At 70.1% G+C, this 25,434-nt stretch carries 26 protein-coding genes and 1 pseudogene; 13 read left to right on the forward strand and 14 right to left on the reverse strand.

Annotated features, from left to right (window positions below):
- Positions 1-15 precede the first annotated feature (15 nt).
- The 3 genes from ACFFC4_RS02850 to ACFFC4_RS02860 are packed head-to-tail and all read left to right on the forward strand — an operon-like array spanning position 16 to position 3,212.
- Positions 16-1,269, forward strand: a complete 1,254-nt coding sequence (locus ACFFC4_RS02850; RefSeq protein WP_375497568.1) for an MSMEG_0569 family flavin-dependent oxidoreductase — start codon at positions 16-18, stop codon at positions 1,267-1,269.
- Positions 1,270-1,272: 3 nt separating this feature from the next.
- A complete protein-coding gene (locus ACFFC4_RS02855; protein ID WP_375497570.1) occupies positions 1,273-2,112 on the forward strand; it encodes a carbon-nitrogen hydrolase family protein in 840 nt (279 codons plus the stop codon).
- Between the two features lie 2 nt (positions 2,113-2,114).
- On the forward strand, positions 2,115-3,212 hold the full coding sequence (locus ACFFC4_RS02860; protein WP_375497572.1) for an MSMEG_0565 family glycosyltransferase: 1,098 nt from the start codon (positions 2,115-2,117) through the stop codon (positions 3,210-3,212).
- On the opposite strand, the gene ACFFC4_RS02865 is transcribed toward ACFFC4_RS02860, so the two are convergent.
- From ACFFC4_RS02865 to ACFFC4_RS02875, 3 genes are read right to left on the reverse strand one after another with little or no spacing between them, the layout of a single operon-like run.
- Entirely contained in the window at positions 3,205-5,316 is a 2,112-nt protein-coding gene (locus ACFFC4_RS02865; protein ID WP_375497664.1) for a heavy metal translocating P-type ATPase, read from the reverse strand. The two genes, ACFFC4_RS02860 and ACFFC4_RS02865, sit on opposite strands and share 8 nt — an antisense overlap.
- Before the next feature lie 29 nt (positions 5,317-5,345).
- Complete coding sequence (locus tag ACFFC4_RS02870) at positions 5,346-5,570, reverse strand: heavy-metal-associated domain-containing protein (protein ID WP_375497574.1); 225 nt, start codon at positions 5,568-5,570, stop codon at positions 5,346-5,348.
- An 18-nt stretch (positions 5,571-5,588) separates the two neighbouring features.
- Positions 5,589-5,885, reverse strand: coding sequence for a metal-sensitive transcriptional regulator (locus tag ACFFC4_RS02875; protein WP_375497576.1), 297 nt, complete (start codon positions 5,883-5,885; stop codon positions 5,589-5,591).
- A 115-nt stretch (positions 5,886-6,000) separates the two neighbouring features.
- On the opposite strand from ACFFC4_RS02875, the gene ACFFC4_RS02880 reads away from it, so the two are divergent.
- The 3 genes from ACFFC4_RS02880 to ACFFC4_RS02890 all read left to right on the forward strand — a co-directional run bounded on the left by ACFFC4_RS02880 (position 6,001) and on the right by ACFFC4_RS02890 (position 6,925).
- The gene (locus tag ACFFC4_RS02880) at positions 6,001-6,180 is read left to right on the forward strand and encodes a hypothetical protein (protein WP_375497578.1); all 180 of its coding nucleotides are present in this window, start codon (positions 6,001-6,003) and stop codon (positions 6,178-6,180) included.
- A gap of 102 nt (positions 6,181-6,282) precedes the next feature.
- Entirely contained in the window at positions 6,283-6,414 is a 132-nt protein-coding gene (locus tag ACFFC4_RS02885; protein ID WP_375497580.1) for a hypothetical protein, read from the forward strand.
- 13 nt (positions 6,415-6,427) lie between these two features.
- Positions 6,428-6,925: a hypothetical protein gene (locus tag ACFFC4_RS02890; protein WP_375497582.1), complete on the forward strand. Its 498-nt coding sequence runs from the start codon at positions 6,428-6,430 to the stop codon at positions 6,923-6,925.
- Between the two features lies 1 nt (position 6,926).
- Here the strand turns inward: ACFFC4_RS02890 and ACFFC4_RS02895 are convergent, their stop codons facing one another.
- From ACFFC4_RS02895 to ACFFC4_RS02915, 5 genes are all read right to left on the reverse strand, one after another.
- Positions 6,927-8,633, reverse strand: a complete 1,707-nt coding sequence (locus ACFFC4_RS02895) for an MFS transporter (RefSeq protein WP_375497584.1) — start codon at positions 8,631-8,633, stop codon at positions 6,927-6,929.
- 86 nt (positions 8,634-8,719) lie between these two features.
- Complete coding sequence (locus tag ACFFC4_RS02900; RefSeq protein WP_375497586.1) at positions 8,720-9,763, reverse strand: homocysteine S-methyltransferase family protein; 1,044 nt, start codon at positions 9,761-9,763, stop codon at positions 8,720-8,722.
- Entirely contained in the window at positions 9,760-10,986 is a 1,227-nt protein-coding gene (locus tag ACFFC4_RS02905; protein ID WP_375497588.1) for an NAD(P)/FAD-dependent oxidoreductase, read from the reverse strand. Before ACFFC4_RS02905 ends, ACFFC4_RS02900 begins: the two co-directional genes overlap by 4 nt.
- A complete protein-coding gene (locus tag ACFFC4_RS02910) occupies positions 10,983-11,585 on the reverse strand; it encodes a cysteine dioxygenase family protein (protein WP_375497666.1) in 603 nt (200 codons plus the stop codon). Before ACFFC4_RS02910 ends, ACFFC4_RS02905 begins: the two co-directional genes overlap by 4 nt.
- Positions 11,582-12,475 carry an amidohydrolase family protein gene (locus ACFFC4_RS02915; protein WP_375497590.1) on the reverse strand — a complete coding sequence of 298 codons (894 nt, stop codon included), beginning with the start codon at positions 12,473-12,475 and terminating at the stop codon, positions 11,582-11,584. Before ACFFC4_RS02915 ends, ACFFC4_RS02910 begins: the two co-directional genes overlap by 4 nt.
- Before the next feature lie 101 nt (positions 12,476-12,576).
- On the opposite strand from ACFFC4_RS02915, the gene ACFFC4_RS02920 reads away from it, so the two are divergent.
- The 4 genes from ACFFC4_RS02920 to ACFFC4_RS02935 all read left to right on the forward strand — a co-directional run bounded on the left by ACFFC4_RS02920 (position 12,577) and on the right by ACFFC4_RS02935 (position 16,035).
- A complete protein-coding gene (locus ACFFC4_RS02920) occupies positions 12,577-13,593 on the forward strand; it encodes a LacI family DNA-binding transcriptional regulator (RefSeq protein WP_375497592.1) in 1,017 nt (338 codons plus the stop codon).
- 14 nt (positions 13,594-13,607) lie between these two features.
- Positions 13,608-15,182 carry a phospholipase D-like domain-containing protein gene (locus ACFFC4_RS02925; protein WP_375497594.1) on the forward strand — a complete coding sequence of 525 codons (1,575 nt, stop codon included), beginning with the start codon at positions 13,608-13,610 and terminating at the stop codon, positions 15,180-15,182.
- A gap of 69 nt (positions 15,183-15,251) precedes the next feature.
- On the forward strand, positions 15,252-15,641 hold the full coding sequence (locus ACFFC4_RS02930) for a hypothetical protein (RefSeq protein WP_375497596.1): 390 nt from the start codon (positions 15,252-15,254) through the stop codon (positions 15,639-15,641).
- A gap of 28 nt (positions 15,642-15,669) precedes the next feature.
- Positions 15,670-16,035, forward strand: coding sequence for a DUF427 domain-containing protein (locus ACFFC4_RS02935; RefSeq protein WP_375497598.1), 366 nt, complete (start codon positions 15,670-15,672; stop codon positions 16,033-16,035).
- On the opposite strand, the gene ACFFC4_RS02940 is transcribed toward ACFFC4_RS02935, so the two are convergent.
- A complete protein-coding gene (locus ACFFC4_RS02940) occupies positions 16,005-17,396 on the reverse strand; it encodes an amidase (RefSeq protein WP_375497600.1) in 1,392 nt (463 codons plus the stop codon). The two genes, ACFFC4_RS02935 and ACFFC4_RS02940, sit on opposite strands and share 31 nt — an antisense overlap.
- A 54-nt stretch (positions 17,397-17,450) precedes the next feature.
- Positions 17,451-19,337, reverse strand: a complete 1,887-nt coding sequence (locus tag ACFFC4_RS02945; RefSeq protein ID WP_375497602.1) for a putative nucleotidyltransferase substrate binding domain-containing protein — start codon at positions 19,335-19,337, stop codon at positions 17,451-17,453.
- Positions 19,338-19,372: 35 nt separating this feature from the next.
- Between ACFFC4_RS02945 and ACFFC4_RS02950 the strand changes: the two genes are divergently transcribed.
- Positions 19,373-20,908, forward strand: coding sequence for an amino acid permease (locus tag ACFFC4_RS02950; protein WP_375497604.1), 1,536 nt, complete (start codon positions 19,373-19,375; stop codon positions 20,906-20,908).
- Here ACFFC4_RS02950 and ACFFC4_RS02955 read toward each other — a convergent pair.
- Positions 20,901-21,728, reverse strand: coding sequence for a metallophosphoesterase (locus ACFFC4_RS02955; RefSeq protein ID WP_375497606.1), 828 nt, complete (start codon positions 21,726-21,728; stop codon positions 20,901-20,903). The genes ACFFC4_RS02950 and ACFFC4_RS02955 overlap by 8 nt on opposite strands.
- A gap of 42 nt (positions 21,729-21,770) precedes the next feature.
- On the opposite strand from ACFFC4_RS02955, the gene ACFFC4_RS02960 reads away from it, so the two are divergent.
- A complete protein-coding gene (locus ACFFC4_RS02960) occupies positions 21,771-22,793 on the forward strand; it encodes a phosphotransferase family protein (protein WP_375497608.1) in 1,023 nt (340 codons plus the stop codon).
- A 29-nt stretch (positions 22,794-22,822) separates the two neighbouring features.
- Here ACFFC4_RS02960 and ACFFC4_RS02965 read toward each other — a convergent pair whose 3' ends face one another.
- Entirely contained in the window at positions 22,823-23,461 is a 639-nt protein-coding gene (locus tag ACFFC4_RS02965; RefSeq protein ID WP_375497610.1) for an RsmD family RNA methyltransferase, read from the reverse strand.
- Between the two features lie 171 nt (positions 23,462-23,632).
- Here ACFFC4_RS02965 and ACFFC4_RS02970 point away from each other — a divergent pair, with 171 nt between their 5' ends.
- Positions 23,633-24,610 carry an iron-containing redox enzyme family protein gene (locus ACFFC4_RS02970; protein ID WP_375497612.1) on the forward strand — a complete coding sequence of 326 codons (978 nt, stop codon included), beginning with the start codon at positions 23,633-23,635 and terminating at the stop codon, positions 24,608-24,610.
- On the opposite strand, the gene ACFFC4_RS02975 is transcribed toward ACFFC4_RS02970, so the two are convergent.
- Positions 24,607-24,831, reverse strand: a complete 225-nt coding sequence (locus ACFFC4_RS02975) for a CDGSH iron-sulfur domain-containing protein (RefSeq protein WP_375497614.1) — start codon at positions 24,829-24,831, stop codon at positions 24,607-24,609. The genes ACFFC4_RS02970 and ACFFC4_RS02975 overlap by 4 nt on opposite strands.
- 25 nt (positions 24,832-24,856) lie before the next feature.
- Positions 24,857-25,364, reverse strand: a pseudogene (locus ACFFC4_RS02980) (homogentisate 1,2-dioxygenase domain-containing protein); the annotation flags it as partial.
- Positions 25,365-25,434 lie beyond the last annotated feature (70 nt).

Consider the following 25,434-nt stretch of genomic DNA (forward strand, 5'->3'; position numbering starts at 1 on the left):
GAACGGAGTGAGGGCATGACCACTCGGATCCCCGTCGTCATCGTCGGCGGGGGCCAGGCCGGGCTGGCGGTCAGCTGGTACCTCAAGCGCGACGGCATCGAGCACGTGGTGCTCGAGCGCGACACGCTCATGCACACCTGGGCCGACGCGCGGTGGGACACCTTCTGCCTCGTCACGCCCAACTTCCAGTGTCGGCTGCCGGGCTACGCCTATGACGGGGCCGAGCCGGACGGCTTCATGATCCGCAAGGAGATCCTCGAGTGGCTCGCCGGCTTCGTCGCGAGCTTCGACCCGCCGGTGCACGAGCACACCACGGTGACGTCGGTGCGTTCTGTAGAAGGCGGTTTCGACGTCCGCACCATCGACGACAACTACCTTGCCGAGCGGGTCGTCATCGCCACCGGCGGCTACCACACGCCGCAGATTCCGCGCATCGGCGAACGGCTGCCGTCCGGCGTCGAGCAGGTGCACTCGTCGGCCTACCGCAACCCCGAGGCGCTGCCCGACGGACCGGTCCTCGTGGTGGGTACCGGGCAATCCGGCGCGCAGATCGCCGAGGACCTGCTGCTCGCCGGGCGTCAGGTGCACCTGGCCGTCGGCAGGGCGCCGCGGTTCGCGCGTCGCTACCGCGGGCGCGACGTCATCGCCTGGCTCGAGGACACCGGTCACTACGACAAGCCGGTCACTGACAAGCCGGTCGAGGAACGTACGCAGGACAAGACGAACCACTACGTCACCGGCCGCGACGGTGGCCGCGACATCGACCTGCGGGCGTTCGCCCAGCAGGGCATGACGTTGCACGGCCGGTTGCTCGACGTCGCCGACGGCGCGCTCTGCTTCGACGCCGACCTCGAACGCAGCCTCGACGGCGCCGACGAGGTCTACAACGGCATCAACCACCTGATCGACGAGTTCATCGCCGGGCAGGGCATCGAGACCCCCGACGGGCCATCGACATACCATCCGGTATGGCGGCCCTACGGCTACCGCGGCTCGCGGCTGCCGGCGGCCGATCTCGCGGCCGTCGTCTGGGCTACTGGCTTTACGCGCGACTACCGCTGGCTGCACGTCCCGGTCTTCGACGGCGCCGGGCATCCGCAGCACGTTCGCGGCGTCACGCCTGTCCCTGGCGTCTACTTCGTCGGGCTGCCCTGGCAACACACCTGGGGGTCGGGACGCTTCGCCGGAGTCGACATCGACGCCGCGCACGTGGCTCAGCACCTGGGTGCCGCCGTCCCGGCACCGGACGCCGTGACGGCCACGGTCTGACGCGTGCCCACGCCCCGCTCCCAACGACTCGCGGCGGCCTCGGCCCACTTCGGGCGTGACCTGCCGCGGTCGGTCGAGCGGATCGGCATGGTCATCGCCGCCGCTCGCAAGGCCGAGGCGTCGCTGCTCGTGCTGCCCGACGCTGCGCTCGGCGGCTACCTGGCCGACCTGCGGTCACCCGATCCGGACGCGCTGCCCCCGGCGATCGCCCCAGACGCGCCGGAGTTCCGTCGCGTGATGGCCATGGCCGGCGACATGGTCGTCTGCCTCGGCTACTCGGAGCAGTCCGACGGGCAGCGCTGGAACTCGGCGATCTGCCTCTCCGGCGATGGCGTGCTCGGCCGCTACCGCAAGGTGCACCAGCCGCCCGGCGAGGCGCTCGTGTATGCGTCGGGCGATCGGATCGCCGCGTTCGACACCCCGGTCGGGCGGATGGGGATGTTGATCGACTACGACAAGACGTTCCCCGAGGCGGCGCGGACGTTGGCCCTGGACGACGCGCGCATCGTCGCCTGCCTGTGCGCCTGGCCGGCCTCGTTCACCCAGCGGGCGCCGCGCCTGACGCAGGATCGGCAGTCGCGGCTGTTCGACCTGTACGACTGCGCACGGGCGGCCGAGAACCAGATCGTATGGGTGTCCTCGAACCAGACGGGTTCGACGGGCGGATTGCGCTTCCTCGGCCAGTCGAAGGTCGTCGGACCCGGCGGGGACGTGCTCGCGCGGACGTGGGCCAAGGCCGGTCTTGCCGTGGCCGAGCTCGACGTCGACGCCGAGATCGAGCGGGCTCGGCTGGTGCTGCACCACCTGCAGGAGCGACGCCCAGATCTGTATGCGGACAAGTGAGCATGCGGGTCGCGCTACTCACGTACTCGTCCAGGCCGCGCGGCGGGGTTGTGCACACGCTGGCCCTCGCCGAAGCGCTCGCGGCCCGCGGGCATCGCGTCGACGTGTGGTCGCTGGCGCGCGGCGGCGACGGGGGGTTCTTCCGGCCCGTCCATCCGTCGGTGGGCATCCGGCTCGTGCCCTTCCCTGACGTGCCGGACGAGGGTGTCGGGCCGCGCATCCTGCGCTCGATCAGCACGCTCGGCGCGGCGTTCGAAGGCGACTACGACGTCGTGCACGCCCAGGACTGCATCAGCGCCAACGCAGTGCCGGACTGCGTACGCACCATCCACCACCTAGACCAGTTCACGACGCCCGAGCTCGCGGCCTGTCACGAACGGGCCATCATCCGCCCGCGCGCACACATCTGCGTCTCCGCTGCGGTGGCCGAGGAGGTGCGTGCCGGCTGGGGCATCGAGGCGACGGTCATACCCAACGGTATTGACGGGTCACGGTTTGCGGCAGCCGAGTCCGACACCGCGGGTCGCGAACGGTGGGCGGCGCGGCTCGGACGCTATGTGCTGGCCGTCGGCGGGATCGAACCGCGCAAGGGCAGCGAGGACCTGATCAACGCAATGGCGTTGGTGCAGCGGCGTGATCCGGGGCTGCGACTCGTGGTCGCCGGCGGCGAAACACTGTTCGACTACCGCGATTACCGCGCACGGGTGCTCGGCCGCGCGGCCGACCTCGGTGTGGTGCCCGAGCTGCTCGGCCCGGTGCCGCACGAGGACCTGCCGTCGCTGGTGGCGCAGGCTTCGGCGTTCGCGTTCCCTTCGGTGAAGGAGGGTTTCGGCATGGCGCCCATGGAGGCGCTGGCCGCGGGTGTCCCGGTGGTCATGCGCAACCTGCCCGTGCTGCGCGAGGTGTTCGCCGGCTCGGTGGCGTTCATCGGTAGCGAGTGGGAGCTGGCTGCCGAGCTGCTGCACGCCACCAGCGCTCCTGACGTCCACCGCATCGAGGTCGGCCGTAAGGTCGCCGCCCGGCACACCTGGCGCGCCGCCGCCGTCGCTCACGAACGCTTCTACGCCGCCCTGCCCAAGCGCGGGTTGGGGGTCAGGTGAAACGGCGTAGGCGCAGGCTGTTGCTCACGACGAACACCGAGCTGGCGGCCATCGCGGCACCGGCGATCACCGGGTTCAGCAGCCCGAACGCGGCGAGCGGCAGCGCCGCGACGTTGTAGCCGAACGCCCAGACCAGGTTGCCCTTGATCGTGCGCAGCGTGACCCGGGCCAACCGGATCGCCACCGCGGCCGAGCGCAGGTCGCTGTGCACCAGCGTCAGGTCCGAGGCCTCGATGGCCACGTCCGACCCGCTGCCCATCGCGATGCCCAGATCGGCGGCGGCGAGCGCGGCGGCATCGTTCACGCCGTCCCCGACCATGGCCACCACCCGCCCCTGCGCGCGCAGCCGCGACACCTCGGCCACCTTGTCCTGCGGCAGCAGCTCGGCGATTACCTCGTCGATGCCGACCGCGTCCGCGACGGCCTGCGCCGCCTGCCGGTTGTCGCCGGTGAGCAGTACCGGCGTCAGACCCAGCGCGCGCAGTTCGCGGACAGCAACCGCGCTGGTCGGCTTCACTGCGTCACCGACGACGAGGACGCCGCAGACCACGCCGTCGACCGAGACGAACACGGCCGTCCGCCCGTCCGTCTCGACGTGCGGCGGTGCGTCGCCCTCGACGAACGACGCTTGCCCGACGCGCACCGACCGGCCGTCGACGACGCCGCGCACGCCGAGCCCCGGCGTCTCCGTGACGTCGGCGACAGCCGGCAATCCGCCGAACCGCTCCGCAGCAGCGCCCGCGATTGCCTGCGCCACCGGATGTGTACTAGCCGCCTCGAGCGCACCGGCCAGCCGCAATACCTTGTCCGGTGCCTGAACGTCGTGCAGTGTCATCCGCCCGGTAGTGACCGTGCCCGTCTTGTCGAGGACGACGGTGTCGATCCGGCGGGTGCTCTCGAGGATCTGCGGACCCTTCACGACGATGCCGAGCTGCGCGCCGCGTCCCGTGCCCACCATCAGCGCGGTCGGCGTGGCCAGCCCGAGCGCGCACGGGCAGGCGATGATCAGCACCGCCACCGCGGCGGTGAACGCGGCGTGCGCGCTGCCGTCGAGGGCCAGCCAGAGCCCGAAGGTGACCACCGCCAAGGTCAGGACAACCGGCACAAATACAGCCGAAACCCGGTCGGCCAGTCGCTGCACCTCGGCCCGGCCGTGCTGGGCCTGCTCGACGAGCCGCGCCAACTGGGCCAGCTGCGTGTCGGCACCGACGCGCGTCGCCGTGACCACGAGTCGTCCGCCGACGTTGATTGTCGCCCCGACCACCGCGTCGCCGGGACCGACCTCGACCGGCACCGACTCACCGGTGACCAGCGCGGCGTCGACGGCGGACGTGCCCTCGTCGATCACTCCGTCGGTGGCGATCTTCTCGCCCGGCCGGACGACGAAGCGATCTCCGACCACGAGCGAGGTGACCGGGACGCGCTGCTTCCGGCCGTCGCGCAGCACCGCGACGTCTTTTGCGCCGAGGTCGAGCAGCGCCCGCAACGCAGCGCCCGAGCGTCGTTTGGCACGCGCCTCGGCGTAACGCCCGGCGAGCAGGAAGGCGGTGACCGCGGACGCGACCTCGAGATAGATGTCGTCGCCGCTGGACGCGACGAACGAGAACGACATGTGCATGCCGGGATGCCCGGCGTCACCGAAGAAGAGCGCCCAGAGCGACCACCCGAACGCGGCCAGGACGCCCAGCGACACGAGCGTGTCCATGGTCGTGGCGCGGTGGCGCAGGTTGGCCGCCGCCGCGCGGTGGAAGGGCCATGCGCCCCACACCACCACCGGCGCGGCAAGGGTCAGAGCGAGCCACTGCCAGTTGCGGAACTGGAACGCCGGCACCATCGACAACAGCAGGACGGGCAGTGCCAGGCCGCTGCTGACGAGCAACCGCTGCAGCAGCGGGTCTCCCGCGGACTCCTCGATCATCGGCTCGACGGTCGGCACGGCGGCCGAGTAGCCGATGCTCTCGACGACCCCGACAAGGTCCGCGACGCCGACCGTGTCGGGGTGATCGACGAACGCCTTCTCAGTGGCGTAATTTACCGACGCGGTGACGCCGTCGAGCCTGTTCAGTTTCTTCTGGATCCGCGCCGCGCACGAGGCGCAGGTCATCCCGCCGATCTCGAGCTCGACGGACTGCGTCACGGCGCATCAAGCAGCCGGTACTCGCCGGCCTCGTCGAGGGCGGCCGTGAGCTCCTCGTCGGTGAGCGGCCGCTCAGCGGTGACCGTGACCGTCGAGGTGCCCTCTGGTTCGAGTTCGACGGCCACCCCCGTGACGCCGTCGAGCGCGCGCAGCTCTTCACTGACCGCAGCCACGCAGTGCTGGCAGGTCATGCCGGTGACCGACAAGGTCTGGGTGCTCATGGCAGGTCTCCTTCGACCTCAGGACCGGACGAGTCGCGAGATCGCGGCCGACGCCTCGGTGATCTTGTTCTCGGCCTCGTCGCCGCCCTGGGCGATGGCGTCAGAAACGCAGTGCGCCAGGTGCTCCTCGAGCAGCGACAGCGCGAACGAGTCGAGAGCTCGTTTGGCAGCCGACACCTGCGTCAACACGTCGATGCAGTAGGTGTCGGACTCGACAAGCCGTTGCAGGCCGCGGATCTGCCCCTCGACGCGGCGCAGCCGGGTGACGTGCGCCTGCTTGTGCGCGGCGTAGCCCGGGGTGGCGTGGTCGGTCATCGTCGGCCTCGTTTCAATACCTGGTAGGGGTATGCCGACAACTGTAGTCGGTTGGGCGGCGGGGTGTACGGGTAGGCCATGGCGGTACGCGTTTCCTATGGTTACGGAGTGCCAGATGAGCGGCGAGACCCAGAAGGCCGGCGAGGGCCTCAGCGACGAAGAGATGGTCGCCCAGGTGAACGAGCAGACGCCGAGCGAGGAGCACTACAAGGACGTCTTCGAGCGCGAGAAGGACGGCGTCACCACCGACACCGAGGCAGCCAAGGCCTCAGCGGACGAGCTGCAGGGCGACTGAGCTCCTGCCGCGGCCGCACGAGCCGCCGGTCACTGGTCCGCCAGTGACCGGCGGCTCTCGTGCGTTGCGAACTGGCGCGGTCGTCGTCACCGTCGCCCTGGCGTGCCTGACGGCCTGCACCTCGACCACCGCCGGCTCGGGCGCAACGTCTCCGGCGCCGTCGCCTGCCGCGCCGTCGAGCCCGGCCACCGGGACGCCGCCGGCATCGCCAGCCACCTCGACCCACGCCAGTAGCAGCGCCGCGCCGGTGCCGAAGCGTCGCCTGACCGTCACCGGTAGCACCACAACGGTCAGGTACAACGTCACCGTGTGGGACAGCGATGACATCGCCGACTGCTCGACCCACGCCTACGGCACGGCAATGATCCGCTTCCTCGGCGCCCACCCTTGCCGCAGCGCGCACCGGGTGCTGGCCACCCTGCCGCTGAACGGCCGTACGGTGGCGCTGTCGGCCATCACCACGAGCTTCCCAGGCACGCCCGCGGATCCGTACGGCACCACAGAGATGTTCATCAAGCTCGAGCAGGCCGACGGGACCGGCGCGGTCAACGACCTGTTGCGTGAGGGCGGCACCCTGCCCGGCGCGAACGCCATCCCGTCCGACGAGGCCTTCAGCGTCGTGAGCCAGGACGCCGGGGTCACCGTCTTCGACGCCTGGTACTTGACCGGGCGAACGATGGATCAGGCTCCCGCGCTGGTGAAGCTCGAGCAGGATCTGTTCCTGACACCGTTCACCAGCGCGTAGTTCAGTCACCGCCCCGGGCGACGAGGTCCTTGGTGCGGATGGTCAGCAGCGCGATGACGCCGGCGGCGAGTACGAGGATCGCCGCGACGAGCAGGATGTGGTTCAGGCCGTCGGCGAAGGAACTCGTCGAGATCTCCTGCACCTTGGCGCGCTGGTTTGCGGGCAGTCGACCAGCCACCCGACCCACCTGACCGGCCTGCACGGCAGCGGCCAGCTGGGCGCCCTTGCCCTGCAAGCCGGGCACGCCGCTCACCAGGGCCATGACATCGTCCTTGACCTTGCTCGAGAACAGGGTGCCGAGCACTGCAATGCCGGTAGCGATGCCGACCTGACGGAACGTCGAATTGATGCCGGAGGCCATGCCGGCGCGCTGGGGCGTGACGACCCCGATGGCCGTGGATGCCAGGGGCGGGTTGACCATGCCCACGCCGAATCCGGCGAGGAGCAGGCCGGGCACGAGATGCGTCCACTCGGTCGAGGCGTCGAGGCCGCGCATGAGCAGCAGCCCGATTCCCACCATGAGCAAGCCGGGCCCAATGAGGAAGCGGATCGGCACCCGCTCGGTGAGCCGGCCGGCGATGGTGGACGTCACCAGGATGCCGCCGCTGAGCACGAGCAGGCGCAGGCCGGTCTGGAAAGCGTTGTAGCCCAGGACATCCTGGATGTAGAGGGTCAGGTACAGCAGCAGGGCGAAGATCGACGCGCTGAGCCCGAAGGCGGCGACCGCGCCGCCGGTGAACGTCGGTTTGCGAAACAGCGACAGGTCGAACATCGGCTGTTTGAGGAGCGCCTCGACGACGACGAACGCCACGAGCAGCACGCCGGCCGCAACAAGTGCGCCGATGACGGTGGGATCCGAGAACGACTTCTGATTGGACTCGATGAGCCCGTACACCAGCGCGGCAAGACCGACCGAGAACAGCACAAAGCCTAGCCAGTCGGGCCGGGGGCTGTGCTCGAGCTTGGACTCACCGACCTTGACCAGCGTCAGCACGACCGCGGCGACGCCGATCGGCAGGTTGACGAAGAAGATCCACCGCCACGACAGCCCGGACGTCTGGGCGCCGCCGAGCAGCGGACCGATGGCTACGGCCAGACCGGTGATCGCACCCCAGACGCCGAAAGCGACGCCGCGGTCCTTGCCGCGAAATGCGTTGGCCAGCAGGGCCAACGAGACCGAGAACATGATCGCGCCACCAACCCCCTGCAGACCACGGGACAACTGCAGGAGCAGGGTGTCGGACGCGATCCCGCACAGAAACGAGGCGATCGTGAAGATCGTCAACCCGATGACGTACAGGAGCCGGCGACCGAACATGTCGGCCAGGCTGCCGGCGGTCAGCAGCAGGGCGGCCAGGGTGAGCGCGTACGCGTCGACGACCCACTGCAGGTCGGAGAAGCTCGACTTCAGCGCGGTCTGGATGTCCGGTAGAGCGACGTTCACGATCGTGACATCGAGCAGCAGCATGAACGTGCCCAAGCAGACGGCCACTAGGGTGACCCACTTGTTGCCGTTGCCGTTGCCGCTTTCGCTTTCGTTGCCGCCACGGCCCGGGTCGGCGGACGGCTCGTGCGCGTGCCCGTCGATCAGGTCGGCGACGGCGATCGAGGTGTCCGACGGTGTGTGCTTGCCCGGCTCCAGCCCATTACCGACGGCGATGCCCGGTGCGCTGTGCGCCGGGTTCTGCGAGTTGGTTGATGAATCCACGTCAGCGAACTACCCGTGCAACAGCTGTGGGTACCCGTCCGTGGCGCGACCCACCCCGGCCGGTTTCTCAGGCGGCGCGACGCCGGTCAGCTGGCCGCCGACCAGTCACCCATCTCGCTGCTCGTGACGCCGCTCTCGCCGGTGCCCAGGACCGGGTGCAGTTCGAGAGCGGGGGAGTAGCGCGAGGCCGGCGTCTCGCGGCCGAGCGCCTCGGCCATGGCCCGGACATAGTGCGGCGCGCCACCACAACATACCCCGACGTACGCCACGCCGAGTGCGGCTGCATCGCGGGCGAAGTCAGCCATCTCGAAGCGCGTGAGGGCAGCGCTCTCGAGCTGGATGGGGAACATCCGCGAACCGTCGGCCGACGTCAACGACTCGAACGCCGGTACCACCGGCGAGGTGCGGTAGGGCACCGGCTGCGCCGCGATCGGGATGTCGACAGCTGCGCGCAACTGCTCGAGCATCGGCATCATCGTGACCGGCCCACGGGAGCAGTTGAACCCGACAACTGCCGCGCCATGGTCAGCCAGGATCCGACAGGCCTCGATGTAGTCGTAGCCGTCGTACGTCGTCGTCGGTTGCACGCTCGCAAAGGTGACCAGGGCGGGCAGCCCGTACTCCTGGCAGACCTCCAGACCGATGAGCGCCTCACCCAGGAAGTCGTTCGTCTCGCTGATGACGAGATCGACACCCTCTTCGACGGCCCAGCCGAGCTGTTCGCGGTACTGCGCCCGCACCACCTCGCCGGACACCTTCGGATTGGCCGGGTCGTAGCACCAGGTGTTGCAGATGTTGCCGGCCACAAGCGCGCCACCCTCCCTCGCGATCTCGTTGGCGATGCGTACGGCCTGGCGGTTCAACTCCTCGAGATCGCCGTCGCGGCCGACATCGCGCAACTTCTCGCGGTGCGCGTAGTAGGTCAGCGCGACCATGACGTCGGCGCCCGCGCGCAGGAACTCGCGGTGCAGCTGACGCAGTGCGTCGGGCGCGTCGAGGATGACCTCGGGGACGTACGGGCCGGCCTTGACGTAGCCGCGGCGTTCGAGCTCGAAGACGTAGCCCTCGGCGCCGACGAGCGGGCCTGCGGCGAGACGCTCGGCGAACGTGGTGGAAGACGGTCGGTTCACAGCACAGCCTCCAGGTCGGATGTGGGGTGGTCCTCTGAGCCCGCGGTCAGGAACCGAGCGGGGGCACTGAATCGATCAGGGTCGAAGCGGGAGACGTCGTAGACCGTGCCGCCCTGCAGGGCGAGCTGGAACAGCACGCGGCCGATCCAGGGGGCGAACTTGTATCCGGTGCCACGCCAGCCAACGCCGACGTGGACGCCAGGCGCCCCGGGTACTGCGCCCAGCACGAAATCGTCGTCGGCGACGAGGTCGTAGTCGCACTGGTCGACGTCCAGGACGTCCGAGGACGAAGCCGACGACAGACCAGGCATGACCTGCTCGACGAAGTCGGCGATGTCGCGCACGCCGGTGCGGTCGCGCGGGATGTCCGGTGGGTTGTAGTAGCCGACCTTCACCGCGTCGATGACGCCCGGCACGATCGGGTGCACGTACACACCGGTGTCGAGATAGGCGATCACCGGCATGACGTCTGACGTGTAGCGCGCACGATCCTCGGCCGGCGGTACGAAGTACTTCGCCTCGCTCGGTCGGTCCTTGGTGATCGGTACCTGCAGCGTGCAGCCCTCGATGCGGGACAGCACGTCGTTCGTGCCATGCCCGGCGGTGATCACAACGCTGCGGGCCACGAACTCGCCGGCGTCGGTCTGCACCCGCCACAGCTCGCCGTCGCGGACCAGCGCACTGGTCGAAACCCGCTCGTGGACCGACACCTTTCGGCCGTGCAACGTGGCGACCAGCGTCTCGGTGACCGCGGCGAGGTCGACGAGTCCGGCCACCGGGTCGAGGTGGGCCAGGTCCGCGGACAGATAGGGGTAACGCTCGGCGATCTGCCCGGGCTCGAGCACCTCGAGCGGCATGCCGATAGCGGCCAGGACATCGGTCGTCAGCTGCGCGTACGTCTGGTCGAGCTCGGGCGTGACGCTGGACTTGGCGATGTTCATACAACCGCAGCGCACGAGCACCGAGCGTCCCGTGGCCCGCTCGAACTCGGTCCAGAGCGTGATCGCGTCGTCGGCGAAGCGCGCGTACACGGCGTCGAGGTAGTCCTTGCGGTACGAGCGGGTGCGTCCGAATGACGCCGTCGTCGGATCGCCGATCTCGCCCCGCTCGAGCACCGTGACCCGGCTGAACGTGGCGGAGGCGTGGTAGGCCGTGAACAGGCCCATCACCCCGCCGCCGATGATCAACAGATCTTGGACGTCCTCAGAGTCGTAGGTGGTCACGAGAAGTCCTCCAGGGGTCGTAGTTCGTCGGCGTAGGACACCGACGTCCGGCGCAGCAGGCCCGACGCGCTGACGGCGTACTGGCCGAGGCGCCACAGCGGCGGCGAGTAGGCGTGCACACTCACGGCCTGGCCGGTGCCGTCGGCTCGGGGCGCGCCCGTCAGCCGGTGGATGTGGTCGGGGCCGAAGCTGAACGCTTGGCCGTCGTCGACGGCCGTCTCGAAACTGTCCGCCCCGACGGCAAGGTTGTGCTCGAGCAATCGCCCGCGGACGACGGCGACCGCGCCGGAGGAGATGTCGTGGTCGTGCCAGCCGGTGTCGTTGCTCGGCGTCCAGCACAGCAGCCAGACGTCGACGTGGGTGTCGCGGTGCAGGCAGACGTAGTGCCGGTGGTCGTCGTCGAAGGCAACGTTGTCGCGCCACAGTTCGGGGTGCGTCGCGATCGACGCCACGAGACGCAGCAGCTCGTCCTGATCGAGGTCGCGGTCCGGCAGGGCTTCATACAGGGACGTGGACCAGCAGTCGGGATCGCCGGCGAGGTCGGCGATGCCCAGCGCGGCACGCGCCGGGACGCCGGTGTCGACGGGCGCGGCCATCAGGTGGTTCCTTCCAACAAACGGTTCGGGTTGCTGACGGCGACCGCGTGCCAGGCGGCGGCGCCGAGGTCGAGCAGGGCCTGCGCCGGCGGTTCGGCGTAGGGCCGGTCGCTGGCCAGCACGACGACGTCGATGCCGAGCGTGCGGGTCAGCGCGTCGATGCCCTGCCGGCCGTACGACGAGGTGTCGACGAAGACGTCGTGGTCGACGACGAAGCGGCGGCCGCTGCGGGCGGCGAAGCGTTCGTGGTGCAGTGGCGCCAGACCGGCGCCGGCCACGAAGCACAGCCTCAGTCGGGGCAGCAACGAACGGCCGACGGCATGCCAGGCCCACCAGGCGGCCTGCTGCTGGGCGGGGTAGTCGACGAGCGCCGGCCACCACGGCTCGACCGACCCGCTGGCAGGCACCGCGCCGGGATGGACGAGCACCGGGCTGCCCAACGTCTCGCACAGCTCGAGCATCGGCGCGAGCCGCTCCACAGCGTGCGGATCGCGCAGCGAGGTGGCCGGCACCTGAAGGCCGACGAAACCCTCGGTAAGCAGCTGCTTCAGGCCGTCCAGATCGGGCTCGACCGCACTGACCGACGCCCACGCACCGAACGGTCCACCGAGCTCGCGCGCACCGTCGTGCCAGGCGGCGAGCAGGGGCACCGACTCGTCGACGGGCAGTTGCTCGATGCCGAGCGGCGACGACAGCGACACCAGGGCGGTGCCCGCCTCGCCCGCGGCGCGGACCGCGACGTCGTGATCGGCCGGGTCCACGTCGAAGGGCGGCTCGCCGGCGAGGTGCAGGGCCCAGCCGCGCAAGAGGGGTGGCGTGCTGCGCTGCCGAAGTGCCTCGACGAGGGCAGCCGGCCAGAGGTGCTGGTGCACGTCGACGGCGGCTGACGACACGAAACCTCTCCCCCGAGCGCGATTAGTGAACCGCTTCACTGTAACGCTTCACCTGCTTCGTGCAGAAGACCGTCTCGTCAACTTCCGGTTACGATCGCCGCGTGCGCCAGCGAGCCAAGCGGGTGACTCTTCGCGACGTGGCGGACGAGTCGGGGCTCTCGCCTGCTGCGGTGTCCTACGCGCTGCGCGGACTGCACGTCCCGGTCGAGACGCAGGAGCGGGTGCGCGACGTCGCCGAGCGACTCGGCTACCAGGTCGACCCGATCGCTCGCGCGCTCGCGTCAGGGCGGACCGGGACGATCGGGTTGCTGTGCGGCTCGCTGACCGACATCTGGCAGCAGGGCATGTCTGCCGACCTCGGCCGGGGCCTGCTCGAGCACGACCGGCACGCGCTCATCGTCGACGCCTCGAACGATCCCGCGTTGGAGAAGCACCTCGCCAACCAGCTCGTCGACCAGCGGGTCGATGCGCTGATCGTGCTGTCGGTCGACGCCACCGGCGAGCACTGGCCCGAGCTCGCGCGTCGCGTCCCGTTGATCTCCGTCGGCGACGGTATCCAGGGCGCAGCCGCCGAGATCGTGTTCGACAACGCCGGCGGCGTCGACACCGCGCTCGAACACCTGGCCGCGGCCGGGCACCGGCACGTCGCGGTGCTGACCCCGTCCTCGCCGAGCACGCCCGGCCGGCCGGCCGATGCCGCCGTCGCCAAAGCCGGCGAGCGCCTCGGCCTGCGCATCGAGGTGCACATGGCAGAGCACGATCTGCTGCGCGCCGCCGACATCGCCGAGCAGGTGCTGTCGGCGAGCACGCCGCCGACGGCGATCTTCTGCCTCGCCGACTCGATGGCCTACGGCGTCTACGCTGCCGCGCAACGTCTCGGCCTGCGGATCCCGCAGCATGTGTCGGTCCTAGGCTTCGACGATCATCAGGTGTCGCGCATCCTGACCCCGCCGATGTCGAGCTTCCGCTGGCCGCTCGACGACCTGGTGCGTGAAGTCGTGGATCGGACGATCGAAGCCATCGACGAGGACAAGCGCTCGCATCGCGTCGTGCTGACCCCGCAGCTGCAGGAGCGGGCCTCGGTCGCTCCCCTGCGGCCCGGTCGTCGGACCCGCTGAATAGAGTCCTGTGCGTGCTGCCCCTCGCGTCCGATCGACTGGGTGAGGCGCTGCGCTACTTCCCGCCGGCCACTGACGAGTGCCCGACCTTCGTCGAGGACACCTCGTGGGAACCGCTGCTCGACGGCGCGCGCTACCTGCCCGCGCTGAGCGACCTGCTCACCGCGGCCGGCCCCGGCGACGCGGTGTCGATTGTCGGCCTCGAACTCGACCCGACGCTCGACCTGCACGGCCGCGAGCCCGGCGACGCGGGGTACCATCCGCTCGGCGAACGGCTGGCGCGAATGGCTGCGGGCGGCGTCGAGATCCGGGTGCTGCTGGCCTCGCGAACGTGGGCGTCGTCGACGCCCGGCACGCTTTTCGGCGGCTTCCGGGCCACGGCCGAGCACGCTGCGCAGCTGCGCGCGTTGCGTGCGGATCCGGCGGCGCCGCCGCCGCTGCGCGACAATCCCGAACCTCCGCTGCGCGGGCGGGTGCTGCTCGACCACTCCGGCGGCGCGATCCTCGGCTCGAACCATCAGAAGGCGGTCGTGGCCCGCATCGGTGGCGACCTGACCGCCCTCGTCTCGGGCATCGACCTGGTGCGCCAGCGCTTCGACGCCGGCCCGCACGACTCGCTGCAGCTGGGCGGGCAGCGCTGGGGCTGGCACGACATGGCGGTGCGGCTGCGCGGTCGGGCCGCCGAACAGGTCTGGACGGCGTTGCGGTTGCGGTGGATCGAGGCGTCGACGCTGCCGCGCAGGTACCGCATCAACGCGTCTCGACGGCTCGTGCTGCTCAACCCCGAGCAGGCAGTGCCCCCGGTCGATCCGGCGGTCACCACTGACCCGGTGCCGACTCCGGGCACCGCAGTGCGCGTCGTGCGCTCGGCCCACCCCTTCAAGGTCGCGTCGGCGCTGCCGTGGCGGCGCAGCCCATGGCGCGTGCAGCCTGTGGGCGGCTACCAAGAGGTGTTCGGCACGCTCACCCATGCGATCTCACGCGCGCGGCGCTACGTCTACATCGAGGACCAGTACCTCAGCGAGTCGGCCGGCGGCAACGAACGCTACGAGCTGTGGCCGGCACTGCGCGAAGCAGCCGGACGAGGCGTGCGGGTGGTGCTCGTCGGGTCCGGTGTGCGCGACCCCGAGGACGTCGGGTTCCACCTGAGTCCGATCAACCGCGCCATGAACGCCGACATCCGCCGCAAGCTCGTCGATTCCCTCGACCGCCGGCATCGCAACAACGTGGCCGAGTTCCGCGTCGAGCACGTCACCGTGCATGCCAAGCTCGTACTCGTCGACGATGTGTTCGCCTCGATCGGTTCGGCCAACATGTTCAGCCGCTCGATGTTCGGCACCGATGCCGAGCTGTGCGCGGCCGTCACCACGACCACCGACGTGGTCCGCGACCTGCGGGTCGCGGTCTGGGGCGAACACCTGCGGGCTCCGCTCGAACCGATCCGAGCGCAGCTCGAGGACCTCGACCAAGCGTTGGGCATGTGGCGACCCGAATGGGCGGGCGTCGACGATCCCCTGCTGTGGCGCACGCCGGACCATCCAGCCGGTTTCGCGCCGGCCGAGCGGGTGCTGCGACTGGTCGGTCCGTGATCTGCGCGTCGCCCTCTCGGATTGGGTAGACACCCGGCTACCAGTCGATCGCAACGATGCGGAGCAACGGTGACCCAGGACGACGAGACCGACCGTCCGATGCCCGGCAACGGCGCCCACTCGGCCGACGATCGGCCCGAACACCGTCCGATGCCGGGCGACCGCGACCGCGACTCGGCGTCCGACGACGACGACGCAAAGGCCGACGACGACACGAAGTCGGACGACACGAAGTCCGAGGACCAGCCCGAAGGACCCGATGCCGAGCCCGTGTACAACGACCGCGACAAGCTCGACTTCGATCCCGACGAGGGTTTCTACACCGGCACAGCCGTCACGGGCGATACCGACATCCCGGGCGAACATGAGCTGGTGGACGACGTCCCGGAAGCGGACGAGAACTCGTCCGATGACGATGACGAGAAGGACGACGATAAGCACGACGGCGACTCGGCATAACCGGCTCGCCCGGATGGTTGCAGGACACATGGCGAATCAGCAGCTCATCCCAGGACCCGACCACCCGATCACCGTGCAGCCGCACGCCGGCCGGGTCACCGTCCGCCTCGGCGACACGGTCGTCGCCGACACCACCGCGGCCCTCGAACTGCAGGAGTCGACGTACCCGGTCGCGTACTACCTGCCGATCGCCGACGTCGACCGAGCGATGTTGCGCGACAGCGGTACCACGACGTACTGCCCGTACAAGGGCACCGCGTCCTACTACTCGGTGGCCGTCGGCGAGCAGGTCGTGGACGACGTCATCTGGTTCTACCCCCAGCCCTACGACGCCGTGGCCGACATCGTCGAGCACGTGGCTTTCTACCCGAACAAGGTCGAGATCGCGGCCTGATCTGCGACGCCGAACAACGCGCCGTCCGAGCCCGGGCGGCCGCTGAGCATGACGCCGACCGGCATGCCGTCGTCGGATGACACCCCCGCCGGGACGGACACCGCCGGCCAGCCGATCAGGTTCGCGACGACCGTCCAGCAGTCGGTGTAGGGCGCTCGCATCGGGTCGGTGAGCTCGGTGTCGGCGACCAGGGAGTCCCAGGTCGGCGCGGTGATGGGCATCGTCGGTGAGAGCAGCGCGGTGCACCCGGCGATCGCCTCAGCCGCCTGCCGGGCAAGGCGAGCGCGTACGTCGCCCGCGGCGCTCAGGTCGGTCGAGCTGGTAGGGAGCAGCAGCGCCTGTCCTAGTGCGATACGCCGTACTACCTCGCCGCCGGCGAGTCCGGCCCGCAGATAGCGCTCGAGGTGCGGGATGCAGGCCACCGACGTCAGCGTCATGTACGCCTGCAGCGCGCGGGCGGCGTCGGGGATCGACACCTCCACCACGTCGACTCCGGCCCGCTCGAGCCGGTCGACCACGTCGGCCAAGCGCAGTCGCACCCCTGCCTGGTTGGGTGCACCGGCGAGCTCCCGCACCACGCCAACCCGCGGGCGACCGGCGGGTGTGCTGGGCAGCGCCCGACCGGCCAGCACCGCCGTGACCAGCGCGGCGTCTTCGACGGTGCGGGCGAGCGGACCCACGCGATCGAACTCGGGCGCGAATGGCACCACCCCGGCGAGCGGGACCAGACCCGGCGACGGCGCGAAGCCGACGATGCCGCACTGAGCAGCGGGCTCGCGGATCGAACCCCCGGTGTCGGTACCGAGCGAGAAGGCAGCAAGCCCGGCGGCCACCGCCGCCGCCGATCCGCCGCTGCTGCCGCCGGGGCTGCGCGCCGGGTCCCACGGGTTGCGTGTCGCACCGAATACCGAGGTACGGGTCGAGGCGCCCATCGCGAACTCGTCCATGTTGGACCGGCCGAGCAGGATCCCACCGGCAGCTCGCACCCGAGCCAGCGCCGGCGCGTCGCGCAACGCCACGACGTCATCGCCTGCCCGCGACCCGCTTGTCGTGGCCTGTCGTCGGACGTCGATGTTGTCCTTGCTCACGAACGGCACCCCGGCCAGCGGCCCGAGCGGCGCACCGCGGGCCCGGCGCCGATCGACCGCCCGCGCCGACCGCAGCGCTTGCCCGGCGTCGACCCGGACGAGTGCGTTCAGGGTGGCATCGAGTTCCGCGATGCGGTGCAGGTGCGCCTGCGTGACCTCGACGGCGGACACCTCGCCGCGTACCACTGCGGCCGCGAGTTCGGCCGCGCTCCAGCCGACAAGCCCGTCGCCCGCGACCACGGGCAGAGCCGCCGCGGTGCGCTCCGGCTCCATCGCGCCAGCGTGGCAGCGTTGTGTTGCGGTCGAATGACGAGCAGGCGACCAGCATCATTCGAGCGGCGTGTTCGTCCACTCGTCGGTCGGGACGTAGTGCGCCAGGTTCTCCATCCGGCGCTGGACGCCCGACACCTCGCGCACCGCCTGAGCGACGACGCTGCGATCGATGGGCGACAGCGCACGCATCGTGACGACGTCCTGCGGTTCAGCGCCCCGGCGACGCTGGGCGAGCTGATGACGCAGCCGAGTGCGCTGCAGCGCCTCGAACACGTCGATCAGGATGACGGCCTGGTCGTCGGGCAGCATCGCGGAACCGGCGGCGGACTGGAGCCGTTCGACCGTCGAACCCTCAGGGGTGCCGATGCTCAGCGCGACGAAGCGGGCGATGTTGACGACGGGTGTCAGCGCGTGGGTCTTGAGGTCGAAGGTGCCCCCACGGCGGGCGACGACGTCGCGCACCGAACGCAGCCGAGCGCGCCGCGACAGCGACTCCTGCAGCAGCAGACGCATGGTGCCGGGGTGCCGGCGCAGGTCGCCGAAGACCCGGGCGACGGCCGGCAGACCGGGGTCGCCGTGGATGGGCCGGCCGTCGACGAGCAGCGACGTCATGATCGCGCCCTGGTCGGCCACCGGGTCGTCGAGCCAGCGCTGCGCGGCGGAGCGCCACTCGGCGTTGGTGCGGCTGAACGCCGGTCGGGCCGCGGTGGCGCCGTGGCTGTCGATGCCGAATCCCGCGCGACCGAGCACGGCCTCGACCTCGCGGAACACGGCGCGGTACCGGTCCTGCTCGGCCGGCTCGACCGCGTCGTCGAACACGACGGCCGAATCGACATCTGAACTGAGCACCGCCTCGCGGCGCCCGTTGCTGCCCAGGGCAAGCCAGGTGAAAGCGTCGATACCCAGGTCCGGATGCTCGCCGAAACACAGCGTCAGGGACCGGCGCAACACTGCGTCGACGGTCGCGGAGTAGACGGCCAGCACCTTGCTGGTGGCCAGCCCGCGGGCCAGCAGGTCGACGACCATCGACGGCGCCTTGCGGCCCAGTTCCACCAATTCCTCGATGTCGTGAGCCTGGACCACCTGTTGCCGCAGCGCGACCGTGGCCGTCGCGGGCGAGACGGCAAAGTCGGCCGGCGTCACCGCACCCCGCAGGGCACCACCGTCGTCGGTGACGAGCAGGAAGTCCGAGTGGGTGTCGAACAGCGTGATCAGCGCTTGTGCCGCCGACTCGCCCAGCCGGGTGGTCGGGGTCGGTCGCGCCATCACCTCGCCGGCCGGGGTGGACGCCGGGCGGTCGTCGACGAGGACCGCGCGGCGCAGGATGGCGTCGGTGAGCAGCCCGTAGCCGCCGTCGCCGACCTCGACGGCGGCATAGGTCAGGTTGTCGCGCGTCATCAGCTCGGCGGCCTCGCGCAGGGTCGTCGACGGCGTGATCACGAGCGGCTCGCGCACGATCAGGTCGTCGACCGTGACGTACTGGCTCCGTCCGGCCGGGCGGCGCTCGCCCTGCTCGGCCAGGAATCGTGCGCCGGACACCGAGCCGAGCGCCACTCGGGCCACCTCGGCGGGGATGCGGGCGATCGTCGTGGCCCCGACCGCCACAGCGCGCGGGCCAACCGTCTGTTGGGTCAGCAGCGCCGAGAAGCCGAACACGCCGCCGCGGCCGAGCCGCTCGTCCGGTCGATCGTCGGTGAGGTCGGTGCCGCTCCAGAGGGCGACGGCACCCTCGACGACGACATACAGCGCCTGCGTCGGCGCGACGAACGCGTCGATGATCTCGGCGCCGTCGGCGACGTGCAGCAATTCGGCCGCAGCGGCCACAGATTGCCGCGCGGGAGCGTCCAAGCTGTCGAACGGTGCATATCCGGCGAAGAATTGGGAAAGCATGACCTCACTTGCTGAGAGTTCTCCGACGCCGCCGACCTCTGCATCTGCCACGCACCAATCATCGCCCCTCGAGCCAGGGAGACCGAATGAGCCAGAAGCAGAGCGGGAACTCGCTCGACGCAGAACAGTCCGGGTACAAGCAGTCGCTGGGTAGTCGCCAGGTTCAGATGATCGCCATTGGCGGCGCGATCGGCACCGGCCTGTTCCTGGGTTCGGCAGCTCTGCTGAGCACGACCGGACCCGCTCTGGTTTTGAGCTACGCCATTACCGGGGTCATCGCCTACCTGCTGATGCGTGCTCTTGGTGAACTGGTGCTGCACCGCGCGACGTCCGGGGCCTTCGTCTCCTACATGCGCGAATTCTTCGGCGAGAAGGCCGCCTACGTCACCGGTTGGATGTACTGGCTCAACTGGGCGCTGACCGGCATCGCCGAGCTGTCGGCGGTTGCGCTGTACGTCCGGTACTACGTCGCGGACATGCCCAAGTACCTCACGGTGCTGATCGCGCTGGCCGTCGTGCTGGCCATCAACCTGATGTCGGCCAAGGCCTTCGGGGAATTCGAGTTCTGGGCCTCGATCCTCAAGGTCGGCGCGATCGTCGCCTTCATCGTCGTCGCGCTGGTGTTCGTCGTCGGCGGTATCCACGTGGGCAGCCACAAGGCGGGGCCCCAGAACCTCGTGAACAACAAGGGCGGGTTCTGGCCCACGTCCGACGGCTTCATGTGGTACGGCCCGCTGCTGGTCATCTCCACCGTTGTCTTTGCCTACGCCGCGATCGAAATGGTCGCTGTCGCCGCCGGGGAGATGAAGGACTCCGACAAGGAGGTTCCGAAAGCGGTCAACGCTGTGGTCTTTCGGATCGGCGTCTTCTACATCGGCTCCATCCTGCTGCTCGTCTGCATGCTGCCGACCGCCAGCTACAAGGAGGGCACGAGCCCGTTCGTGTCGGTCTTCAAAGCCATGGGCCTGGGCTGGATCGGTGACGTCATCAACGCGGTGCTCATCGTGGCCGCATTGTCGAGCCTGAACTCGGGGCTGTACTCCACCGGCCGAGTCCTGCGCAGCCTGGGCGTGTCCAAGCAGGCACCGCAGTTCACCCTCAAGATGAGCTCACACGGCGTGCCGTGGGCCGGCATCGTGATGACCTCGGGCGTCTATGTCCTCGGCGCGATCCTCAACATCCTGGACCCCGACGCCTTCGTGACGGCGCTTGAGGCCGCCTCGGTGGCGATCGTCTTCACCTGGGGGACGATCTTCTCCTGCCAGCTGCGACTGCGGTACCTGGTGAAGCGCGGCGTGATCGAGAAGAGCTCGTTCCAGATGCCGGGTTCGCCGTACACCAGCTACATCGGGCTGGCGTTCCTGGGGCTGGTGCTCGTCGGAATGCTGATCTCGGGGTGGCAGAGTTCGTCGCACTTCTGGAAGAAGACCGACTTCCTGGTCGTGGCGTTCGGTGTCCCGATCATCGCCCTCCTGCTCACGGCGGGCTGGATGATCGTCCGCAAGAACGTCATCGAGAACACCAACAACCGCCTCAAGGCCGTCTGGTCGAAGGACGGCAAGACCTACGACGACGTCGAAAGCGCCGACGACCTCGAACCGGACGGTGCCAGCGTTACCTGATGGTTGCGTCGTCCAGGACGAACGCCCGCCACGGATGATGCGGCCGGCGGGCGTGTCCTGGGTCGACCCCGACGAGACGCCCGCCGGGCACGGCGATCGACTCATGCGCCGAGTCCAGGTCGACGGTGAGGTGCTCGGCGACGTGAGGGCTGCAGTTCAGAGTTCGGCGCCGCCAGTCGACGACGCCGGAGTGCCCGTGTACCTGGCTGAAGGGCGTTGGCGCTGTTGCCGACAGCCAGCCGGGTGCGAGCTCGGTGGCGGCCGCCGCCCACAGCGGGCCGGCGCCCGGATCGGGATCGCCGCCGCCGAGCATCTGCCCGGCGTGGAACAGGACGTCGTCGTGCCTGCCGATGAAGGAATTGATCGCCGCGGCCGCCTGGTCGGCCCGCGGCGGTGAGTCGAGGGCCAGGCGCCAAAACCCCTCGGTCACTCCGGCGTGGGTGATGAGGAAGTCCTCGTCGGGCGTGCGGATCGTGGTGGCGACCCGCATCCGGCCCGTCGACCACCACCGACGCAGGGTGTCGACGGCGGTGTCGGCGATCCGCTCGGGCCAGCTGAATGCCGGTTCGCGCAGGTACTGCGCCTCGTGGTTGCCGGCCAGCTGCACCCACTGCTGCGGCTGCTCACGCAGGTAGCGGTCGACGAGGGCCACCACGCCCTCCGGCTCGGGTCCACGGTGCACGAGGTCGCCTACCTGCACCACCCGCAGGTCGTCGGGCAGCCGCCCGGTGCGCGGGTCGGCACCCAGCCGGCGCAGCTCGCCCGTCAGCTCGTTCAGGTGACCCGCGAGGTCACCGATCACGGCGACCCGCGCGGACATCCGTCCACCCTGTCATGCGTCCCACGTGTGTTACCAATGTGTGTGCCGTCGACCGAGCTGCCCGGGATCCGAGCAGCGGCCGTCTCGGACTGGATCACCGCGCACGTGCCGGGCGCGGCGCGGCCCTATGAGGTCGCGCTGATCTCCGGCGGCCGCTCGAACCTCACCTACCGCGTCGACGATGCCGCCGGTCACGCGTGGGTCCTGCGCCGCCCGCCCATCGGCGAGCTGCTGCAGACCGCGCACGACATGACCCGGGAGTGGGACTTCATCAGCGCGCTGGCCGGCACCGACGTGCCCGTGCCGGTCAGCGTCGGCATTTGCGACGACACAGCCGTCACCGGCGCGCCGTTCTACCTCACCGAGTGGTGCCCGGGCACCGTGCTCGGCGACGCCACCGTCGGCGCCACCCTCGCACCGGACGTCCGCCGGACCGTCGCGCTGTCGACCGCCACCGTGCTGGGGCGGTTGCACACCGTCGACCCGTCCGACGTCGGGCTGGTCGACTACGCCCGGCCCGGCAACTACCTGGCTCGACAGCTCAGCCGTTGGCAACGCCAGATCCACGCGTCCCTGATCACCGACCTGCGGTTGGCCGACGAGGTGCACGATCTGCTGGTCGCGCGGGTGCCCGACTACCCGCAGACGCGCATCGTGCACGGCGACTACCGCCCGGGCAATGCGATGTACGCCGATACCGGCGAGCTGGTGGCGGTACTGGACTGGGAGCTCGCCACGCTGGGCGACCCGCTCGCCGACCTCGGCTGGCTGCTCGGCTCGTGGGCGCAACCCGAGGATGCGGAGCCGTCGGTGACCGCCACTCCCACAACTGCAGGTGGCTACCCGCCCCGCTCGGTCTTGATCGAGGCCTACGTCGCGGCAGCCGGCCGGGAACCGTCCGACCTCGAGTTCTATCTCGCGTTCGCGCGGTGGCGCGCAGCGTGCGTGCACGCCGGGGTCTACACGCGCGATGTAGAGCGGGGCAGGCTGACTGCTGGCGACGACCTCAACGCCGCGCAGCAGTACGTGGTCGCGCTGCTCGATGCGGCTCGCTCAGCGTTGTAGCGCCGAGAACTGGCGGCCGATCAGTCGCGTCAGCCGGTTCGGCCGATCAGCACGATTGCCCGCTCGTCGTCGATGACCAGGGCGTCGCGGCGGGCCAGCCGCCACCTCGGCGTCGCGTCCAGCAACTCGGTAATCCGGCGGTCCTGCGCGGGCCCGGCGATCTGCAGCAGCAGCTGTCCGGCGTCGGTCAGGTGCGACCCGGCGACGTCCAGGCAGGCCCGGACGACGTCGAGGCCGTCGGCGCCACCGTCGATCGCGGTCACGGGGTCTGCCGGCCAGCGCTGCACGTCTGCGGTGGGGAGGTAGGGCGGGTCGGCGACGATGATCGGGAACTCCTCGCCGGCGAGCACGCCGTCCTGCAGCCGGACGCAGCGCACCTCGACGCGCGCGGTGCGTCCTGCGCGCTCGGCGTTGTCGCGGGCGTACTGCGCCGCTACCGGGTCGGCCTCGATCTGGACGAGGTCGCGGTCGGCCAGCACCGCCGCGGCCAGGCCGATGTGGCCCGCGCCGGCGCACAGCTCGAGGATTGCCCCGGGCGGTGCGGTTGGGGCCAGTTCCGCCGCCCACTCGCTCTGCGCGAGCGTCCATGGCCGCGGGACGAGCACCCGCTCGTCGTAGGCGATGGTGAGCGGCCCGAACTGGCACTCCTGCACGGCGCCAGAGGTCACGGCGCCAAATGTTACGGGAAGTTTTCCGAGCCCCCGATCGGGGCACAAAGATGACGTAGGCCCAAACCGTGGCGCCCACCTGGAATCAGGCCGCGCGCGGCACCGCCGCGCCGCCCAGGGGAGAGCACCGTGTACTTGCCGACGCCGCGTGGCCCGATCAGCGCGTCCATCGTGAGCGCGCTTCAGCATCGCGATCCGACCCTGCTCATCGACCTGCCGTTCACGGCGGTATGCGCCGATCCGCTCACCGACGACGACGTTCAGCTAGCCCTGTGGACCTGCTACGAACTGCACTACCGCGGCTTCGTCGACACCGATCCGACGTGGGAATGGCAGCCCGAGCTCATCGCGGTGCGCCGCGAGCTCGAAGGCCACCTGCTCGACGCGCTGCACCGTGACCTCAACCGTGAGCACGCAGTGCCCGCGTCGACCGAGCCGGTGGCGAGACGACTGCGCACGCTCGTCGATTCCGACGACGGGCCGTCGCTGTCCAGGTACGTGCAGCGCGACGCCACCGCCGAGCAATTCCGCGAGTTCGTCATGCATCGTTCGCTGTACCAGCTGAAGGAGGCCGATCCGCACACCTGGGCCGTGCCCCGGCTCGGTGGGCGGTCGAAGGCCGCGCTGATCGAGATCCAGATCGACGAGTACGGCGGCGGCGATCCGGCCCGCATGCACTCCGAGCTCTACCGGACGCTGCTACGCAGCCTTGGGCTCGACGACACCTACGGGGCGTATGTCAACGCCGTGCCCGGCATCGCATTGGCGATCAGCAACGTCATGTCGATGTTCGGGCTGCGCCGCGACCTGCGCGGAGCGCTCGTCGGCCACCTGGCCGCCTATGAGATGACGTCGTCCGAACCGTGCCGCCGTTACGCACGTGGGTTACGTCGGCTCGAGGGCGACGCCGCCGAGTGCGAGTTCTACGACGAGCACGTCACCGCCGACGCGCTGCACGAGCAGCTGGCCGCCCACGATCTGTGCGGCGGCCTGGCCGCCGACGAGCCCGAGCTTGCTGAGGACATCCTCTTCGGCGCGGCGAGCAGCCTGTACGTCGACACCCGCTTCGCCCAGCACGTGCTGGGCAGTTGGCAGGCCGGTCGGACGTCGCTCTACGAACCGGCGACGGAGCTCGTGGCCGCCGGTTAGTCCTTCGTGCCGGTGAGGGAGCCGCGCTTGTGGCTGCCGTCGCACAGCGGCTTGACGGCCGAGCGACCGCACCGGCACAGCGCGACGATGCGTGGGGTCGGGATCGGCACACCGTCGACGTCGCGTACGGCGAAATCGCCGCGCAGCACCAATGGACCGTCGGGGTAGACCGTGACGGTTGCCGCGGCCGGCGCGGCGGGTGCGGGATCGCGGTCAGGCATGCCCAGTTGCTTACCCAGCCGGGTGTCAACCCTGTCCGCGGACCTCGAAGCGGGGCTCCAGCCCGGCCCAGCAGTCGGGGTACTCGAGCTGGCGCTCCGGCGCGTTCGCGGCGAAGGACGTGACCCGCTGCGGATGGGCCGTCTCGAACATGATCGCCAGGGTGCCGGTGAGCCGCTGGGGCGTGAGCTCGGCCTCGCTCGCTGCCGTGAACGCCTCGCGGTCCGGGCCGTGCGGCGTCATCGAGCTGTGCAGGCTGATCCCGCCGGGCACGAAGCCGTGCGGCTTGGCGTCGTAGGCCCCGTAGATCAGGCCCAACTCGCTCATGACGTTGAGGTGGTGCCACGGCGGCCGGAAGGTGTCCTCGGCGACGAGCCAGCGGTCCGGGAAGATCACGAAGTCGAGGTTGGCGGTGCCCGGTGTCTCCGACGGCGAGGTCCAGCGTCGTGAAGATCGAAGGATCGGCGTGGTCGAACAGCAACGGTCCGACCGGCGAGAAGCGGGTGAGGTCGTACTTGTAGGGCGCGCAGGTGCCGTACGCGGTCAGCACACCGTATCCAGCGCCCGCATCACCGGTTCAATCCGGCAGACCAAGCGCGCGCGTT

It is taken from the genome of uncultured Jatrophihabitans sp., from assembly GCF_964244045.1.
Classification (GTDB): Bacteria; Actinomycetota; Actinomycetes; order Mycobacteriales; family Jatrophihabitantaceae; genus Jatrophihabitans.

What these genes read in the sequence shown, in the direction of transcription:
- ACFFC4_RS02850 (WP_375497568.1), top strand. Translation starts at nt 16, where the DNA reads ATGACCACTCGGATCCCCGTCGTCATCGTCGGCGGGGGCCAGGCCGGG.
- ACFFC4_RS02860 (WP_375497572.1), top strand. Translation starts at nt 2,115, where the DNA reads ATGCGGGTCGCGCTACTCACGTACTCGTCCAGGCCGCGCGGCGGGGTT.
- ACFFC4_RS02865 (WP_375497664.1), bottom strand. Translation starts at nt 5,316, where the DNA reads ATGACCTGCGCCTCGTGCGCGGCGCGGATCCAGAAGAAACTGAACAGG.
- ACFFC4_RS02870 (WP_375497574.1), bottom strand. Translation starts at nt 5,570, where the DNA reads ATGAGCACCCAGACCTTGTCGGTCACCGGCATGACCTGCCAGCACTGC.
- ACFFC4_RS02875 (WP_375497576.1), bottom strand. Translation starts at nt 5,885, where the DNA reads ATGACCGACCACGCCACCCCGGGCTACGCCGCGCACAAGCAGGCGCAC.
- ACFFC4_RS02880 (WP_375497578.1), top strand. Translation starts at nt 6,001, where the DNA reads ATGAGCGGCGAGACCCAGAAGGCCGGCGAGGGCCTCAGCGACGAAGAG.
- ACFFC4_RS02935 (WP_375497598.1), top strand. Translation starts at nt 15,670, where the DNA reads ATGGCGAATCAGCAGCTCATCCCAGGACCCGACCACCCGATCACCGTG.
- ACFFC4_RS02940 (WP_375497600.1), bottom strand. Translation starts at nt 17,396, where the DNA reads ATGGAGCCGGAGCGCACCGCGGCGGCTCTGCCCGTGGTCGCGGGCGAC.
- ACFFC4_RS02950 (WP_375497604.1), top strand. Translation starts at nt 19,373, where the DNA reads ATGAGCCAGAAGCAGAGCGGGAACTCGCTCGACGCAGAACAGTCCGGG.
- ACFFC4_RS02955 (WP_375497606.1), bottom strand. Translation starts at nt 21,728, where the DNA reads ATGTCCGCGCGGGTCGCCGTGATCGGTGACCTCGCGGGTCACCTGAAC.
- ACFFC4_RS02975 (WP_375497614.1), bottom strand. Translation starts at nt 24,831, where the DNA reads ATGCCTGACCGCGATCCCGCACCCGCCGCGCCGGCCGCGGCAACCGTC.